This window comes from Arthrobacter sp. 10N418, from assembly GCF_056394725.1.
Genome location: NZ_JBFTIK010000015.1, coordinates 90,607 through 106,414, shown reverse-complemented (window position 1 = coordinate 106,414; position 15,808 = coordinate 90,607). Strand labels below are relative to the sequence as shown.

Sequence of the window (15,808 nt, the reverse complement as noted above, 5' to 3'; positions counted from 1 at the left end):
GTGCCGCAAACACCACCGCCTCAAACACGGCTCGGCGTGGACACCCACCGGGGCGGGCAAGGACAACCCGCCGGGGTGGATTTCACCGACGGGCCGGTACTACGCGAGCGAACACCAGGACTGGGAACCACCCCACTGGCCGGACCACATCCCGGCTGCGGACACCGGCCCCGACGAAGGCCAGCCCGCCGATCCGGGACACCATCCGGACCCGCCGCCCACCGGGCACCCCGGCCAGGATCCCGGCCCCGACGAAGGCCAGCCCGCAGAACCGCAACTGCCCCGGGACCCCTTCCCGGACTGGCACCACTTCACGGCCGGGCACCACTTCCGGGTCACCGACACGGACGACCCGGACTGGCCAGCACCGCTGGACGACTCCATCCCGGAATGCTTCCTGGTCTAAGGACGAACTCGAGTTGCTGGTCGAAGCCGGGGGCTATCAGGAATACGCCTCGAGGCTCTCGTGCCGGGCTCGACTACAGCCGCGACCTCGACGACGTCACCGTCACGCTCGCGCCCGAAATATAGGCCGTTTCGTCCGCGGCCGCCGTTGCATCCTTCGGCGGATGGACCGGCTTCGGCGGAGCAGCTACTGCGCCGGGTCGGTCACCAGGATGCGCACGGAACACAGGTCGGCGGCGGCCTTCTTCAGGACAGCGGCGCGAGGGTCGGGGACGTCGAGGAACGGCAGCCTGGCCAGGGCCGCGTAGGGCTTCAGCACGGGCTCGGCAAGCACAAGTTCGGCGAGCGTCCGGTCGCCGCCCGGTGCCACGTATTCGATCCGGTGGTCCGCGAAGATCCGTCCGGCGTGCTCCGCGACGGCCTCCACCAGGGCATCGGCCTGGTTGGCCCTGCGCCGGGCGAAGCGCTGCTGGGACCAGCCGCCCGCGGCCGTGCGCGACTGGACGTGGCGGGTGCCGGTCTTGGATGCGAGCACGGCGCCGCCGCTGATGACCGCCACGGAGTACCCGCCGCGGCGGATAAGTACCGCGCCGATGCGTCTGTGTTGTCCGGCCAAGGACGCGAGCCGGGTCACGGCGTCGGGGCCGCGCCCCGGCCTGCCATCCACCGGCCAGGGCGGCTGGAGCAGCGCGATGGCGCCGTCCGCCGCGCACAGCTGCAGTCCGCCGTCGCGTTCCTCGGTTGACAGGTGCCCGTGGCTGGCGGTGAAGCGTTCCACCCAGCCCGGCAGCCGGGCGCCGGAGACGAAGGCCACGCGGGAGGCGGCGCCGTCATTGACTGTCATGGGTGGATCCTTCGTCTGAACATTGGTTGTTGAAACTAGAAGTAGCCTATCTATGTGGATGATCTCTTTGGCCCGGGGCCCGACAGCGAAGACGGCGACGCCGGGTCCTCCGGGGCAGGCAAGGGTGCGGGCCGGGCGGCCTCGCAGCGCGGTCCGCTGGCGGTCCGGATGCGTCCGCGGACGCTGGACGAGGTCGTGGGCCAGCAGCACCTGCTGGGACCGGGATCCCCGCTGCGGCAACTGGCCGCTGGTACGGACGCAACGGGACCCGCCGGCCCGAGCTCGCTGATCCTCTGGGGGCCTCCCGGGACGGGCAAGACCACGCTGGCGCATGTCATTGCCAAGGGGACCGGCCGGAAATTCGTCGAGCTCTCAGCCATCACCGCCGGTGTCAAGGACGTGCGCCGGGTCATGGAGGAGGCCCTGACCGCCCGGGACCTGTTCAAGACCACCACCGTGCTCTTCCTCGACGAGATCCACCGCTTCAACAAAGCCCAGCAGGACGCGCTGCTGCCCGGCGTCGAGAACCGCTGGGTGGTGCTGGTGGCGGCAACCACCGAAAATCCGTCCTTTTCGGTCGTGTCCCCGCTCCTGTCCAGGTCCCTGCTGCTGACCCTTAAGCCGCTCACAGACGCGGACATCGAGGGTCTGCTCCAGCGGGCCGTCACGGACGTCCGCGGCCTCGGCGGCGAGGTGGAACTGAGCGCCGAAGCCCTGGCGCACCTCGTCCGGCTCTCCGGCGGGGACGCCCGGCGTGCCCTGACCGCCTTGGAGGCTGCTGCCGGGGTCGCGTTCGGGGATGCGGACGACGCCGACACCGACGCCACCGTGGTGGTCGAACTCAGGCACACCGAACGCGCGCTCGACGTTGCCGCAGTCCGCTACGACAGGGCCGGGGACCAGCACTATGACGTCGCCAGCGCCTTCATCAAGTCAATCCGTGGCTCGGACGTCGACGCGGCCCTGCACTATCTGGCGCGGATGCTGGAGGCAGGGGAAGATCCCAGGTTCGTGGCCCGGCGCATCGTGATCTCGGCGGCAGAAGACGTCGGCATGGCCGATCCGACGGCACTGCAGACCGCGGTGGCGGCAGCCCAGGCCGTGCAGCTGATCGGCATGCCCGAGGGGCGGATCGTGCTCGCGGAGGCGGTCGTCCACCTGGCCACGGCGCCTAAGTCCAATGCGGCCTACATGGGGATCAACCAGGCCATTGCGGATGTCCGGGCGGGGCTCGGCAACGGCGTCCCCGCCCACCTCAGGGACGCCCACTACCCCGGGTCGAAGCAGCTTGGCCACGGGCAGGGTTACAAGTACGCGCACGATGCCCCGCACGCGGTGGCCGCCCAGCAGTATCCGCCGGATGACCTGGTGGGCCGCGACTATTACCAGCCCACGGCGAACGGCGCGGAACGGGACATTGCCACCCGGCTGGAGCGGCTTCGGAAGATCATCCGCGGCAACTGACCTGCGGCCGGCCGGCCGTGGCGGGGGCGTCAAGGAATCCACCGTTGACTTCCGGTGCATGAGGTCTAACGTGGAAATACGTTCAGCACGGATCTGCTGAATGTCCGTGCGGCGCTGGGGACAGCTGCGCACAACGCCGGCAGTCATACCCTTGGTCTCCCGAACGGCGGCCGGCAACAGCTTAGTTTCCACCCAGCGGCCCCACCCAGTTCCGAGGTAGTGTCCCATGTCCGTAAATTGCGTCACAGCCATGGCAGTAAAGTCCTTCGATGTCCCCGACAGGAAGCGGTGCCCGGACAAAGCCGAATTCGACCTTGTCTCTGTGAACGACTACTCGGTTGCACGGCTGATCCTCGGTCCGGGATGGCGGTGGTCCGACTACATCAGACCCTTTGAGAAGACCGACCTCTGCCAGCACCACCACCTCGGATTCTGCATCTCCGGCGTGATGGAAGTCGCGACAGTTGACGGACTGCGCTCCACGATCCATGCCAATGACACGTACGCAATTCCGCCGGACCACGATGAATGGGTGGTGGGATCGGAACCGTTCGTCGCCGTGGAATTCCTGGGCGCGGCATCGTTCGGCCGGCGCAGCGGCCGGGGCCTGCATGCCAAGGTGTGAGTGCGATCTGAAAGCGGTGCCATCGGCAGCGTCATGGTAGGCTAATTCGTTGTCTGGCAAGGCACGGACGCACAATCCACCAAATCCCTGATTTGATGAGGGTTGCACTGTGCCCAGTAGCAAAAGGCAGCGGTTGGCCGATGCTCTCCATCGTGGAGGCCAGTAACACTGACACACCGCAGATATTGGAAGGACACAAGTGGCTAACAACACTCGTGCTCGCCGTACAGCACGCCTCTCGCGTGCACTCGGCATCGCTCTGACCCCCAAGGCCGCCAAGTACATGGAGCGCCGTCCGTACGGCCCCGGTGAGCATGGCCGTGCCCGCAAGAAGCAGGACTCCGACTACGCCGTACGTCTGCGCGAAAAGCAGCGTCTGCGCGCGCAGTACGGCATCCGCGAAGCCCAGATGACCCGCGCCTTCGAAGAAGCCCGCCGCACCAAGGGCCTGACCGGTGAGAACCTGATCGAACTGCTCGAAATGCGTCTCGACGCCCTCGTGCTCCGTGCAGGCTTCGCCCGCACCATCGCCCAGGCCCGCCAGCTGGTTGTGCACCGCCACATCCTGGTTGACGGCATCCGCGTTGACCGCCCGTCTTTCCGCGTCGGTGAGGGCCAGCTGGTCCACGTCCACAGCCGCAGCGAAATCATGCCTCCGTTCCAGGTTGCAGCAGCCGGCGCGCACCGCGACGTCCTGCCGATGGTTCCCGCTTACCTGGACGTCAAGCTTGACGCCCTCCAGGCCCGCCTCGTGCGCCGCCCGAAGCGCTCCGAGGTTCCCGTAACCTGCGAAGAGCAGCTCGTCGTGGAATTCTACGCACGCTAGATCCAAGGCAGCACCTACAAAGAAGCCCGTGGCAAGCGCCGCGGGCTTCTTTGTATGTAAGGTATTTGGGGGAGTTCCCCGGTTGCCGACAGTTTCAGTCGGAGGAACCCGTAGGATCACGACGCAACACGCAGGAATCCACTGCAGTTCAAGGAGATGAATATCTATGTCTGGTGGCGATATTGCCGGCCTGATCGCGGCCGGAGTGTTTGCACTGCTGGTCCTGTTGCTCGCCGTGCCGATCTTGAAGCTCGGGGGAGTCTTTGACGAGGTGCGGACCTCCATCCGCTCCATCAGCGACGGCGCCACTCCGCTCATGGACGAAGTCACCGCCACCGTCTCCACCACCAACGAGCAGCTGAAGAAAGTCGACGGAATCGCCTCCAACGTCTCGGACGCCTCCGCCAACATTTCGGCGCTGTCGTCGCTCGTGGCCGCCACCGTGGGTTCGCCTCTGATCAAAGTGGCTGCCTTCAGCTACGGCGTGCGCTCTGCGTTCAGCGCCCGTAAAAAGCCCGCCACCGGCCGCCGTAGCCGCTAAGCCCAGCTGGAGAAAATGACATGAACAGAATTATCTGGATGGGAATCGGCGTCGCGATCGGCGTCATCGCCTTCCGCAAGATCACCGAGGCGCAGTCAAACCTTGGCCCTGAAGGCCTTAACCGGGCTGTTGGACGGCTCGCCGACGGGCTGTACGACTTTGCCGACGCGGTCCGGGAAGGCATGGGAGAGCGGGAAACCGAGCTCCGCACGGCCCTCGGCATTGACGCGGCCGTTGACGCCCGCATTGGCAAAGGCATCGCCGGCCGGGATGCAGTCCGGCGCTAGCCGGGAGAGAATTAGTACATAGTGTGCCCGGCAGGGCGCGCCGGCACGGCCCTCATGGCCGGATCCACGCCGGAATCCAGTTTGTCCCGCGGACCGAACGCGAGGACCACACAACGCAGTGAATATTGAAGGGTAAGAAATCAGCTCATGAAGTCGCAGGAGATCACCAAGCGCTGGATCGACTTTTTTGTCAGTAAAGGGCACACCGCCGTGCCCTCCGCCTCCCTGGTCTCCAGCGACCCTTCCCTGCTGTTCACAGTGGCCGGCATGGTCCCGTTCATCCCGTACCTGACCGCGCGGGAGGAAGCACCCTTCAACCGGGCCACGAGCGTGCAGAAGTGCATCCGGACCGGTGACATCGAGGAAGTCGGAAAGACCGCACGCCACGGCACCTTCTTCCAGATGTGCGGCAACTTCTCCTTTGGCGACTACTTCAAGGAAGATGCCATCAAGTTCGCGTGGGAGCTCCTCACCACCAGCGTGGACGACGGCGGGTACGGGCTGCCGCCGGAGCGTCTCTGGGTCACCGTCTACGAAGAGGACGACGAAGCCGAGCAGCTGTGGCTGAAGAACACCGGCATGCCGGCCGAGCGGATCCAGCGGATGGGCAAGTCAGACAACTACTGGTCCACCGGCCAGCCAGGCCCAGCCGGTCCGTGCTCCGAGATCTACTACGACCGCGGCCCGTCCTACGGCGTCGAGGGTGGCCCCATCGCCGACGAAAACCGCTACGTCGAGATCTGGAACCTGGTGTTCATGCAGTACCAGATCGACAACGTCCGCTCCAAGGTGGATTTCGACATCACCGGTGAGCTGCCCAAGAAGAACATCGACACGGGCCTCGGTATGGAGCGCCTCGCGATGATCCTCCAGGACGTCGAGAACATGTACGAGACCGACCAGGTCCGTCCCGTGATCGACCGCGCCGCGGCGCTTTCCGGCCGGGAGTACACCTCCGCGGAATCCGCCGAGGACCCGCATCACACCGACGACGTCCGCATGCGCGTAGTGGCCGACCACATCCGCTCCTCCCTGATGCTGATCGCCGATGGCGTCACCCCCTCCAACGAAGGCCGCGGCTACGTGCTGCGCCGCCTCATCCGGCGTGCCGTGCGCTCCATGCGCCTGCTCGGCGTCGAGAAGGCCTGCCTGCCCGAGCTCCTCCCGGCGTCCCGGGACGCCATGAAGGGTGTCTACCCGATCGTGGAGACCGACTTCGAGCGCATCAGCCGGATCGCTTACGCCGAGGAGAAGGCCTTCCTGCGCACCATCGCCTCCGGCACGGCCCGGCTGGAGGACGCCGTCAAGGAGTCCCAGGCCGCAGGCCAGCCGCTCTCCGGCGCTGACGCTTTTGCCCTGCACGACACCTACGGCTTCCCGATCGACCTCACCCTCGAAATGGCCGAGGAGGCCGGGCTCAAGGTCGACGAGCCGGAGTTCCGCAAACTCATGCTCGAGCAGCGCCAGCGCGCCCAGGCTGACGCGAAGGGCAAGAAGGGTGCCCACGCGGACCTTAGCGCCTTCCAGGAGCTGCTCGCGGCCGGCGAGACCGTCTTCACCGGCTACACCGAGCTCAGCGGCGAATCCAGGGTACGCGGCATCCTCTCCGGCGGCCGCAAGCTCTCCCAGGCCTCCACGGGCGACGAAATCGAACTCGTCCTGGCCGAAACCCCGTTCTATGCGGAAGCCGGCGGCCAGGCTGCCGACACCGGCCTGATCACCGGCGACGGCTTCGTCGTCGAGGTCCTGGATGTCCAGCGCCCGCTCAAGGGCCTGAGCGTGCACAAGGCAATCGTCCGCGAAGGCGAAATTGGTGCGGACGCCCTCGTCCAGGCCGCCGTGGACCGCGAACGCCGCCACGCAGCCGAACAGGCCCACACCGGCACGCACATCGTGCACGCCGCCCTGCACCAGATCCTCGGCCCGGAGGCCCTGCAGCGCGGATCGTTCAACAAGGCAGGCTACCTGCGTTTCGACTTCGCCTGGGGTGAGGGCCTCAGCGCCGCGACCCGCTCCGAGATCGAGGAAGTCTCCAACATCGCCATCCGCAACAACTACCGGGTGGAGACCAAGGTCATGGGCCTCGCAGAGGCCAAGGCACTGGGCGCCATGGCGCTCTTCGGCGAGAACTACGGCAACGAGGTCCGCGTCGTGGAGATCGACGGCGCCTGGTCCCGCGAGCTCTGCGGCGGAACCCACGTCGAGAACACCGCCCGGATCGGCAGCCTGTCCCTGCTCGGCGAGCAGTCCGTCGGTTCGGGAAACCGCCGCGTGGAAGCATTCGTCGGTATGGATGCCTTCCGGCACCTCGCCGCCGAGCGTGCCCTCGTGACCGAGCTCACGGAAATGCTGAAGGTTCCCTCGGGACTCCTGACGGACCGGATCGCCACTACCCTGGCCAAGCTCAAGTCGGCGGAGAAGGAACTCGAGCGGCTGCGCAAGGAACAGCTCACGGCGGCCGCGGCGCAGATTGTCGGCACCGCGAAAGACGCTGCCGGTGTAAAGGTCATCGCGCACGACGCCGGCCAGGTCAGTGGCGCGGATGATCTCCGCGGACTGGCCCTGGACCTGCGGACCCGCCTCGGGTCCGACGCCGCCGCGGTCGCCGTCGCGGGCGTCAGCAACGACCGTCCGGTGATCCTGATCGCCACGAACGACGCTGCCCGGGCAGCCGGCGTAAAGGCGGGGGCCCTTGTGCGCCTCGCCGCCGGAATCCTCGGCGGCGGCGGCGGCGGCAAGGACGACGTCGCCCAGGGCGGCGGCACAGACGCCTCCAAGGTCGACGCCGCCCTCAGCGCCGTCGTGGATGCCATTACCCGGCGATAGCAGGAATCTACGTGACTGAAGCTGCTGTGCCCGGCGACTACCCCCAGGGCGTGAAACTCGGGGTGGACGTCGGGACGGTCCGCGTTGGCGTTGCCATCTGTGACCGCGACGGCATCCTCGCGACGCCGTTGCGCACCCTGGAGCGGAACGTGAAGAAGAACACCGACGTGCGGATCCTCGCCGGGCTGGCCGCTGAACTCAGCGCGGTGCAGATTTTCGTGGGGCTTCCGCGGACCCTCAAGGGCGAAGAGCATGCTTCGGCACGAATGGCCACCGACTATGCGAAGCTGCTGGCCAGTGCGTTGCGGGACGCCGGCTCCGAGGTTCCGGTGCGGCTCGTCGACGAGCGACTGAGCACCGTGACAGCCCACCGGAACCTGCATGAAGCTGGCATGAGCAGCAGGAATCACCGTAGAGTAGTTGATCAGGTTGCGGCGGCAGGTATTCTGCAACATGCGATTGATATGCAAAAGGCCAGGGGAACGGAGGTCGGAAGCCGCGTGTACGCGGAGTCTGCGCCGGGGCCGACCGGAGGCGGCGCACAGACCGACCCGGCAGTACAGACGCACTCTTCAGAACACGGAAGGCTACAGTGAGCCCGGTCAACAGTGATGACTCCTTCGATGACGCTTTCAGCGGTGCAGGCCGGCCGTTGACGCGCAAAGAAATCAGGGCCCGGGAGAAGTTCCTGGCGACCCAGGGCCATGACGTGATCCCGCCGCAGGCCTTCGAAACCGGCGAGCAGATCCCGACGTCGGAGCCGGCTCCGAGGACTTCCGGAGACGGCCACCCGCAGGCGCCGGAACAGGTCCTGCCGGCGGAAGCCCCGGAGCTCCCCGAGTCCGCGCCGACCGTGCACCAAGTGACGCCTGCCCCGGTACCCCGGGAGGCGGCGCCCGAGGAGCCCGTGCACGAAGACGTACGTGTGGAGCCCGAGGAGCCCATGCACGAAGGACTCCGTCCTGCGGACGAGGACGTTGTCCGCCAGGATTCCCTGCACTCTGAAACCGAACTGCACGATCCCGAACTGCACTTTTCCGAACTGCAAGATTCCGAACTGCACGATCCCGAACTGCACTTTTCCGAACTGCACGATTCCGAACTGCACGCGGCCGAACTCCACCCTGAAGATGAGGCCCACCATGTCTACGACGACGCCGATGTCCACCACCCGGACATCCACGACGGGTACGAAGACCACGCCGGAACCGGCCACGAGCTGATGGCCGGCGCAGCAACCATCCGCACATCCAAGGGACCGTCCAAGAAGGTCCGGCGCCGCCGCCGCTTCCTGGCGCTGGTACTGACTCTGACCGTCTTCGTCGTCGCGATCGTTGTCGGCGCGCAGTTCCTCAAGCCCCTCCTCGGCGCCGACACGATGGCCGACTACCCGGGTCCCGGAACCGGCGACGTGGCGATTACCGTGGCGCCGGGTGCCGGCCCCAAGTCCGTAGCCACCGACCTCCAGGACAAGAAGGTCATTGCGAACGCGGACACGTTCCTGAAGGAGTTCGCGGCCTCCGGCGGCGCCCTGAGCCCCGGTGACTTCACGATGCGCAAAGAGATGAAGAATTCCGACGCCGTCGCCATCCTGCTCAACAAGGACAAGGCCAAGGTGATGTACTTCGCCCTTAGCGCCGGCAAGCGGATCAGCGAATCACTGCAGGCGATCTCCGAAGGGACCGGCATCCCTGTATCGGATTTGAAGGCCCTTAGCGATGCGCCCGCCCAATTCGGCCTCCCGGCCAAGGCCAAGAACCTCGAGGGCTACCTCTTCCCGGGCGAGTACCGCTTCCCCCTCGGGACGTCCGCGAAGGACGTCATCCAGAAGCTCGTCGGCACCACCCTGGACGAGCTCAAGGCGCAGGGCGTCACCGATCCGGCGAAGCAGTTCGATGTCCTGACGGTGGCCAGCATCGTCCAGGCCGAGGGCGGCCAGGCCGACTACGGCGACGTGGCCGGTGCCATCTACAACCGGCTCAAGCCCAACAACACCGAGACCAACGGGCTGATCCAGTCCGATGCCACGGTCACCTACGGTCTGGGCATCAAGAGTTTCCAGGTTGACGAAGCCCAGAAGGCCGATAAGTCCAACCCGTATAACACCTACGCCAACCCTGGACTCCCGGCAGGGCCCATCGGCTCGCCCGGCAAGACGGCCATCGACGCTGCCGCCAAGCCAAAGTCCAACGATTACCTCTACTGGGTCACGATCAACCTCGACACCAAGGAGACGAAGTTCGCCAAGACCCTGGCGGAGCACAACGTCAACGTGCAAAAGTACAACGCGTGGTGCGACGCCAACCCGAACCGCTGCGTATGACCCTGCGGGCGGCGGTGCTCGGGCATCCGATCAGTCATTCGAAGTCCCCGGCACTCCACCGGGCCGCCTACGCCTACCTGGGGCTGGACGTCGACTATTCCGCCATTGACGTGACGGAGGCTGCCTTGCCGGATTTCATGATCCAGGTGCGCGCGGACGTCCGCGACCAGGACTGCTGGCGGGGCCTCTCGGTGACCATGCCGCTGAAGACGGGCATGGTCGGCCAGGTGGATGAGGTCCGCGGAACGGCCCGCACCCTGGGCGTCGTGAACACGGTTGCCTTTGAACACGACGGCGGCTCAACCCGTCTTGTCGGTTACAACACGGACGTCGCCGGCATCGTCAACGCCCTCCGCAACGCCGGTGCCGGCGCAGCACCGGCAGCAGCCATCCTCGGCGGAGGGGGCACAGCGGCTGCCGCCATCGCGGCACTGAAAGACCTGGGCGCTGCGGCCGCGGATGTGTTTGTCCGCGATGTGGGCCGCGCCGCCGAAGCTCGCGCCGCCTCCGCCGCCCTCGGACTGCCCGTGCGGGTGTTGCCCATCTCGGGCGCGGCGGGCGCGGTAGCCGGTGCCGACGTCGTCATCTCCACCCTGCCGCCCGGCGCGGCGGACCCGCTGGCCGCAGAACTGGCGCAGGAACTGGCGGGGAACTCCGCCCGGGTGACCGGCGTGCTCCTGGACGTTGCGTACGATCCCTGGCCAAGCCGAATCGCCTCGGTGTGGCAGGCGGCGGGCGGGACGGTTGTCCCGGGCCTGGAAATGCTGATCTACCAGGCGGTCGAACAAGTCCGCCACTTCAGTGGCCTCGGCGCGGCCGTCCCGGCCGAGGTCATAGATGTGATGTGTGACGCAGTGGGGGCGCCCCGGCGGGTGTTCTGAGGGCCATACATGGCAGGATGGATTTTATGTTGCGTTGGTTGACTGCCGGAGAATCCCATGGTCCGGCCCTGGTCGGAATTATCGAAGGCGTGCCCGCCGGTGTGGAACTCACCAGCGCGGAAATCGCCGATGCACTGGCGCGCCGGCGCCTCGGCTACGGCCGCGGCGCACGGATGAAGTTTGAGCAGGACGTGGTCACGATCCTCGGGGGCGTCCGCCACGGCCTGACTCAGGGGGGACCCGTCGCCATCCAGGTGGGCAACACCGAATGGCCCAAGTGGGAGCAGATCATGTCTGCTGACCCGGTGGCGCCCGAAATCCTCGCAGACCAGGCCCGGAACGCCCCGCTCACGCGGCCCCGCCCCGGCCACGCGGACTTCACCGGGATGCAGAAGTACGGCTTTGATGAGGCCCGCCCGGTCCTGGAACGCGCCAGCGCCCGTGAGACCGCCACCCGCGTGGCCCTTGGCACCGTCGCTGCCGCCTTCCTCAAACAGTTGGGCATAGAACTCGTCTCCCACACCGTGTCGATCGCCAGCGTCGCCGTCCCGGAAGGCCGGCCCCTGCCGGTTCCCGGCAATGTGCTGGCCCTCGACGCCGATCCCTTGCGCTGCTTTGACCGGGAAACCTCCGACGCCATGGTGGCCGAAGTCGACGTCGCGCATAAGGAGGGCGAAACCCTCGGCGGAGTCGTGGAAGTCCTCGCTTATGGCCTGCCGCCGGGACTGGGCAGCTACGTCCACTGGGACCGGCGACTGGACTCACGCCTCGCCGCCGCACTGATGGGCATCCAGGCGATCAAGGGCGTCGAGGTCGGCGACGGCTTCCTCACGGCCTCCCGTCGCGGCTCGGCCGCCCACGACGAGATCGTCAAGGATGCGGACGGCAGGATCATCCGCACCTCCAACCGCGCCGGCGGGATCGAAGGAGGCATGAGCATCGGCGACGTGCTGCGCGTCCGTGCCGCCATGAAACCAATCGCGACCGTTCCGCGCGCCCTCAAGACTGTCGACGTCAGCACGGGGGAGGCTGCCCGGGCCCACCACCAGCGCTCGGACGTCTGTGCCGTCCCGGCCGCCGGCGTCGTGGCCGAGGCGATGGTCGCCCTGGTCCTCGCGGAAGCTGTCACTGAAAAGTTCGGCGGAGATTCCGTGGAGGAGACCGCGCGCAACATCAAGGGTTACCTGGACAACATTCCGGCTTCCCTGGACTCGATCGGCCACTAGTGCCGAACCGGAACGACGCCGGCAGCGTAGCCGGGGCACACCAGGCCGATGTTCCTGCCCGCCCGATCGTGCTCATCGGACCGATGGCCGTGGGCAAATCCGCCGTCGGACAACAGCTCGCCCAGCACCTTGGGTCCGCCTTTGTGGACACCGACGCCGTGGTTGTCGCCAACCACGGGACCATTGCCGAGATCTTCGCCAGCCGGGGAGAGCATGCCTTCCGCGAACTCGAGGCCCGGGCCGTGGCCCAGGCCATTGAAGACGCACAGGGAAGCAGCGCCGTGATCTCCCTCGGCGGCGGCGCGGTCCTGGATTCGGGCACGCAGCAGCTCCTGCGCCGCTGCACCGTGGTCTATCTCGAATGCGACGCGGACACGGTCGCGGAACGGATCGCCCGGAGTTCGGGCCGGCCGCTCCTGGCCGGCGACGCCATGGGCCGCTGGCACGCCCTGTTCGCCACCCGGCAGCCGGTCTACGAACGGCTCGCCGACCTTGTTCTCGATGTCCGGACCGGAACCGTTCCGGAGCTGGCTCACCGGCTGGAAGATGCGCTGGGGGAGTACGCTGCAGCGAAAACCGCTACCGTGCCCACGCCAGCGGCGACGAAGGAAGTTCAATAGTGAGTACCGAATCAACTGTCATCAAAGTCACCGGGCAGACCCCCGGAGAGAATTACGACGTCGTCGTGGGCCGCGGCCTGCTGGCAGGCCTTCCCGGCCTGCTGGGCGAACGCGTCAAACGCGTCCTGGTCATCCACCCGCGGGCGCTCAGGCTCACCGGCGACACCGTCCGTGAAGAACTGTCCTCGGCAGGGTTCACCGCGCTGACCGCGGAAATCCCGGACGCCGAGGAAGGCAAGCACATCGAGGTCGCCTCCTTCTGCTGGCAGGTGCTGGGCCAGAACGACTTCACCCGGTCCGACGCCGTGGTTGCCGTCGGCGGCGGCGCCGTGACAGACCTCGCAGGTTTCGTCGCGGCGACCTGGCTGCGCGGCGTCAAGGTTGTCCACATGCCCACGAGCCTGCTTGGCATGGTGGACGCCGCCGTCGGCGGCAAGACCGGCATCAACACCGCCGAGGGCAAGAACCTCGTCGGCGCCTTCCACCCGCCGGCAGGGGTTCTCGCGGACCTGGACACCCTCGACACCCTGCCGAAAAACGAGATCATCTCCGGCATGGCCGAGGTCATCAAGTGCGGGTTCATCGCCGATCCGGCCATCCTGGACCTCATTGAAAAGGACCCCGCCGCAGTGTCCGATCCCCGGTCCGCGATCCTGCAGGAACTGATCGAACGCGCCATCAGCGTCAAGGCCAAGGTGGTCTCCGAGGACCTCAAGGAGACAGGCCAGCGCGAGATCCTCAATTACGGTCACACCCTGGGCCACGCCATTGAGCTCGCCGAGCGCTATTCCTGGCGCCACGGCGCGGCCGTGTCCGTAGGCATGATGTTCGCTGCCGAACTGGCCCGCAGCGTCGGACGCCTCAGCGACGCTGACGCCGACAGGCACCGGAACATCCTGGAAAGCCTGGGGCTGCCCATCACGTACCGGCGGGACCGCTGGCAGGCCCTGCTGGACGGCATGCGCCGGGACAAGAAGTCCCGCGGCGATCTCCTGCGGTTCGTGGTGCTCGACGGGATTGCCCGCCCCGGCATCCTCGACGTCCCCGACACGTCGCTGCTCTTCGCCGCTTACCAGGAGATCGCTTCCTGATGAACATGGTCAAGGGCGGCACGAGCGAATGGCCGGACGCCGGGTTCCCCGGGATCCGGATCAACCCGCAGACCCTCATGCCCCAGATCGTTGACGACGAAGCCCTGGCTGCGGCGCTGGCAGCCTCCACGGACCCGGCGGACCTGGTCTTCGTCCGGCTCGTCGAAGGGCACCCGGCGGAGGCTGCGGAGCTTCTCGCCGAGGCACGGTACAAGGATCCTGGCTCGATGCGGCTGCGCATCTTCGAGGCCGACGTGCTCCGGGTCTCCAACCGGTTCGACCGGTCCGTGGAGGTGTTCCGCAAACTCCTGGCGGAGACCCAGGGGCCACTGGACGAGGCCGCCATCCGCCAGCACCTGGGCCGTTCCTACTTTGCCGGCGGCAATATCGCCGCCGCGGTGGAATCCTTCGCGAAGGCCCTGGATCTGCGCGTGGCAGGCTCCGCCGACGCAGCGTTGATCTACGCCTCCGCCGTGGCACTGCAGCGCGCCCGGGAAGTGCTCGACCAGCAGTCCTGAGCCGCCGTCGGGCAGCTGTCCGGCGGAACCGGTAGAATGGATCTTGGATTTTTGATAACTACGCGCTGGCGGGCCGCTTGGCATGCCTGCCTGGCATAAGCGGCTGGCACCTAGAACCCAGCCAATAGGAAACCAGAGGATACAGTGGCAACCACTAACGACATCAAGAACGGAACGGTCCTCAAGCTTGAGGGCCAGCTTTGGAACATCATCGAGTTCCAGCACGTCAAGCCCGGCAAGGGTGGCGCGTTCGTCCGCACCAAGATGCGCAACGTGATGTCCGGCAAAGTCGTCGACAAGACCTTCAACGCCGGACTCAAGATCGAGACCGCCACGGTTGACCGCCGCGACTACCAGTACCTGTACCAGGACGGGACCGACTTCGTGTTCATGGACACGTCGGACTTCGACCAGCTGACGGTCTCTGCGGCCACCGTGGGCGACGCCACCAACTTCATGCTCGAGAACCAGATGGTCAACATCGCCATCCACGAAGGCAACCCGCTGTACATCGAGCTGCCCCCGAGCGTCGTGCTCGAGATCACCTACACGGAGCCGGGCCTGCAGGGCGACCGCTCCTCGGCCGGCACGAAGCCCGCCACCCTCGAGACCGGCTATGAGATCCAGGTGCCCCTGTTCGTTGAGAACAACACCAAGGTCAAGGTCGACACCCGCGACGGCAGCTACCTCGGCCGGGTCAACGACTAGTGAGCGCCCGCGGTAAGGCCCGGAACCGGGCCCTGGATGTTCTCTTCGAGGCGGAGCAGCGTTCCGTCTCGGCGTTCGATGTACTGAGGTCGCGTCGGGAACAGACCGACCAGATCGTCAACCCCTACACCCTCGAAATCGTCGAAGGCGTCGTGTCCCACCAGGCAGCGATCGATGAGTTCCTGGAAACGTATTCGCAGGGCTGGACCCTGGAGCGCATGCCTTCGGTGGACCGCATCATCCTGCGGATCGGCACCTGGGAGCTGCTCTACAACGACGACGTCCCCGACGGCGTCGCGGTGAGCGAAGCGGTGGCACTGGCCAAGACGCTCTCCACGGACGAGTCGCCGTCGTTCATCAACGGCCTGCTGGGCCGGCTGCAGCAGCTGAAGCCCTCGCTGCTCGCCTGATCGGCGATTCCCCCGAAAGTGCCGGTGCCCGCCTCATGGCGGGCACCGGCCCTTTTTCTGTGCTGTTTTGAGCAAAGGATTCGCGCCCGTGGCCCGGGCGGCTGTGACGCACACCGCCCCGGCAGGGGCCGGGCGGCGGCGGCCCGTGTGGTAATTTGAAAGAGCAAATAATCCTTTTTTAATTCCGTCCCGTGAGGCGGGGAAAGGGGAGAC

General features: G+C 66.7%; 16 protein-coding genes and 1 pseudogene. 16 read left to right on the top strand and 1 reads right to left on the bottom strand.

What is annotated here, in order from left to right; genetic code table 11:
• Positions 1–406 (top strand): annotated as a pseudogene (locus tag AC1DCZ_RS13580) (hypothetical protein); the annotation flags it as partial.
• A gap of 186 nt (positions 407–592) precedes the next feature.
• Here AC1DCZ_RS13580 and AC1DCZ_RS13575 read toward each other — a convergent pair.
• The gene (locus tag AC1DCZ_RS13575) at positions 593–1,249 is read right to left on the bottom strand and encodes an acVLRF1 family peptidyl-tRNA hydrolase (RefSeq protein WP_476975046.1); all 657 of its coding nucleotides are present in this window, start codon (positions 1,247–1,249) and stop codon (positions 593–595) included.
• A gap of 54 nt (positions 1,250–1,303) precedes the next feature.
• Here AC1DCZ_RS13575 and AC1DCZ_RS13570 point away from each other — a divergent pair, with 54 nt between their 5' ends.
• From AC1DCZ_RS13570 to nusB, 15 genes are all read left to right on the top strand, one after another.
• Positions 1,304–2,713 carry a replication-associated recombination protein A gene (locus AC1DCZ_RS13570; RefSeq protein ID WP_476975045.1) on the top strand — a complete coding sequence of 470 codons (1,410 nt, stop codon included), beginning with the start codon at positions 1,304–1,306 and terminating at the stop codon, positions 2,711–2,713.
• 250 nt (positions 2,714–2,963) lie between these two features.
• The gene (locus tag AC1DCZ_RS13565) at positions 2,964–3,338 is read left to right on the top strand and encodes a cupin domain-containing protein (RefSeq protein ID WP_476975044.1); all 375 of its coding nucleotides are present in this window, start codon (positions 2,964–2,966) and stop codon (positions 3,336–3,338) included.
• Between the two features lie 199 nt (positions 3,339–3,537).
• Positions 3,538–4,164 (top strand): 30S ribosomal protein S4, encoded by a 627-nt coding sequence (gene rpsD, locus AC1DCZ_RS13560; RefSeq protein WP_476895613.1) that lies wholly within the window; start codon positions 3,538–3,540, stop codon positions 4,162–4,164.
• 166 nt (positions 4,165–4,330) lie between these two features.
• A complete protein-coding gene (locus AC1DCZ_RS13555; RefSeq protein WP_476895620.1) occupies positions 4,331–4,705 on the top strand; it encodes a DUF948 domain-containing protein in 375 nt (124 codons plus the stop codon).
• 20 nt (positions 4,706–4,725) lie between these two features.
• Positions 4,726–4,992: a DUF6167 family protein gene (locus tag AC1DCZ_RS13550; RefSeq protein WP_476895612.1), complete on the top strand. Its 267-nt coding sequence runs from the start codon at positions 4,726–4,728 to the stop codon at positions 4,990–4,992.
• Positions 4,993–5,139: 147 nt separating this feature from the next.
• Positions 5,140–7,818: an alanine--tRNA ligase gene (gene alaS, locus AC1DCZ_RS13545; protein ID WP_476975043.1), complete on the top strand. Its 2,679-nt coding sequence runs from the start codon at positions 5,140–5,142 to the stop codon at positions 7,816–7,818.
• An 11-nt stretch (positions 7,819–7,829) separates the two neighbouring features.
• Positions 7,830–8,414, top strand: coding sequence for a Holliday junction resolvase RuvX (ruvX, locus tag AC1DCZ_RS13540; protein WP_476975042.1), 585 nt, complete (start codon positions 7,830–7,832; stop codon positions 8,412–8,414).
• Entirely contained in the window at positions 8,411–10,141 is a 1,731-nt protein-coding gene (gene mltG / locus AC1DCZ_RS13535) for an endolytic transglycosylase MltG (protein ID WP_476975041.1), read from the top strand. The genes ruvX and mltG overlap by 4 nt, the downstream gene beginning before the upstream one ends.
• Positions 10,138–11,022, top strand: coding sequence for a shikimate dehydrogenase (locus AC1DCZ_RS13530; RefSeq protein ID WP_476975051.1), 885 nt, complete (start codon positions 10,138–10,140; stop codon positions 11,020–11,022). The genes mltG and AC1DCZ_RS13530 overlap by 4 nt, the downstream gene beginning before the upstream one ends.
• A gap of 26 nt (positions 11,023–11,048) precedes the next feature.
• Positions 11,049–12,248, top strand: coding sequence for a chorismate synthase (gene aroC / locus AC1DCZ_RS13525; protein ID WP_476975040.1), 1,200 nt, complete (start codon positions 11,049–11,051; stop codon positions 12,246–12,248).
• Positions 12,248–12,868 carry a shikimate kinase gene (locus tag AC1DCZ_RS13520; protein ID WP_476975039.1) on the top strand — a complete coding sequence of 207 codons (621 nt, stop codon included), beginning with the start codon at positions 12,248–12,250 and terminating at the stop codon, positions 12,866–12,868. Before aroC ends, AC1DCZ_RS13520 begins: the two co-directional genes overlap by 1 nt.
• Entirely contained in the window at positions 12,868–13,959 is a 1,092-nt protein-coding gene (gene aroB / locus AC1DCZ_RS13515) for a 3-dehydroquinate synthase (protein ID WP_476975038.1), read from the top strand. Before AC1DCZ_RS13520 ends, aroB begins: the two co-directional genes overlap by 1 nt.
• Positions 13,959–14,477 (top strand): tetratricopeptide repeat protein, encoded by a 519-nt coding sequence (locus tag AC1DCZ_RS13510; protein ID WP_476975037.1) that lies wholly within the window; start codon positions 13,959–13,961, stop codon positions 14,475–14,477. The genes aroB and AC1DCZ_RS13510 overlap by 1 nt, the downstream gene beginning before the upstream one ends.
• A gap of 144 nt (positions 14,478–14,621) precedes the next feature.
• Complete coding sequence (gene efp / locus AC1DCZ_RS13505) at positions 14,622–15,185, top strand: elongation factor P (RefSeq protein ID WP_090581102.1); 564 nt, start codon at positions 14,622–14,624, stop codon at positions 15,183–15,185.
• Positions 15,185–15,595, top strand: coding sequence for a transcription antitermination factor NusB (gene nusB / locus AC1DCZ_RS13500; protein WP_476895604.1), 411 nt, complete (start codon positions 15,185–15,187; stop codon positions 15,593–15,595). Before efp ends, nusB begins: the two co-directional genes overlap by 1 nt.
• The last annotated feature ends 213 nt before the right edge of the window (positions 15,596–15,808 follow it).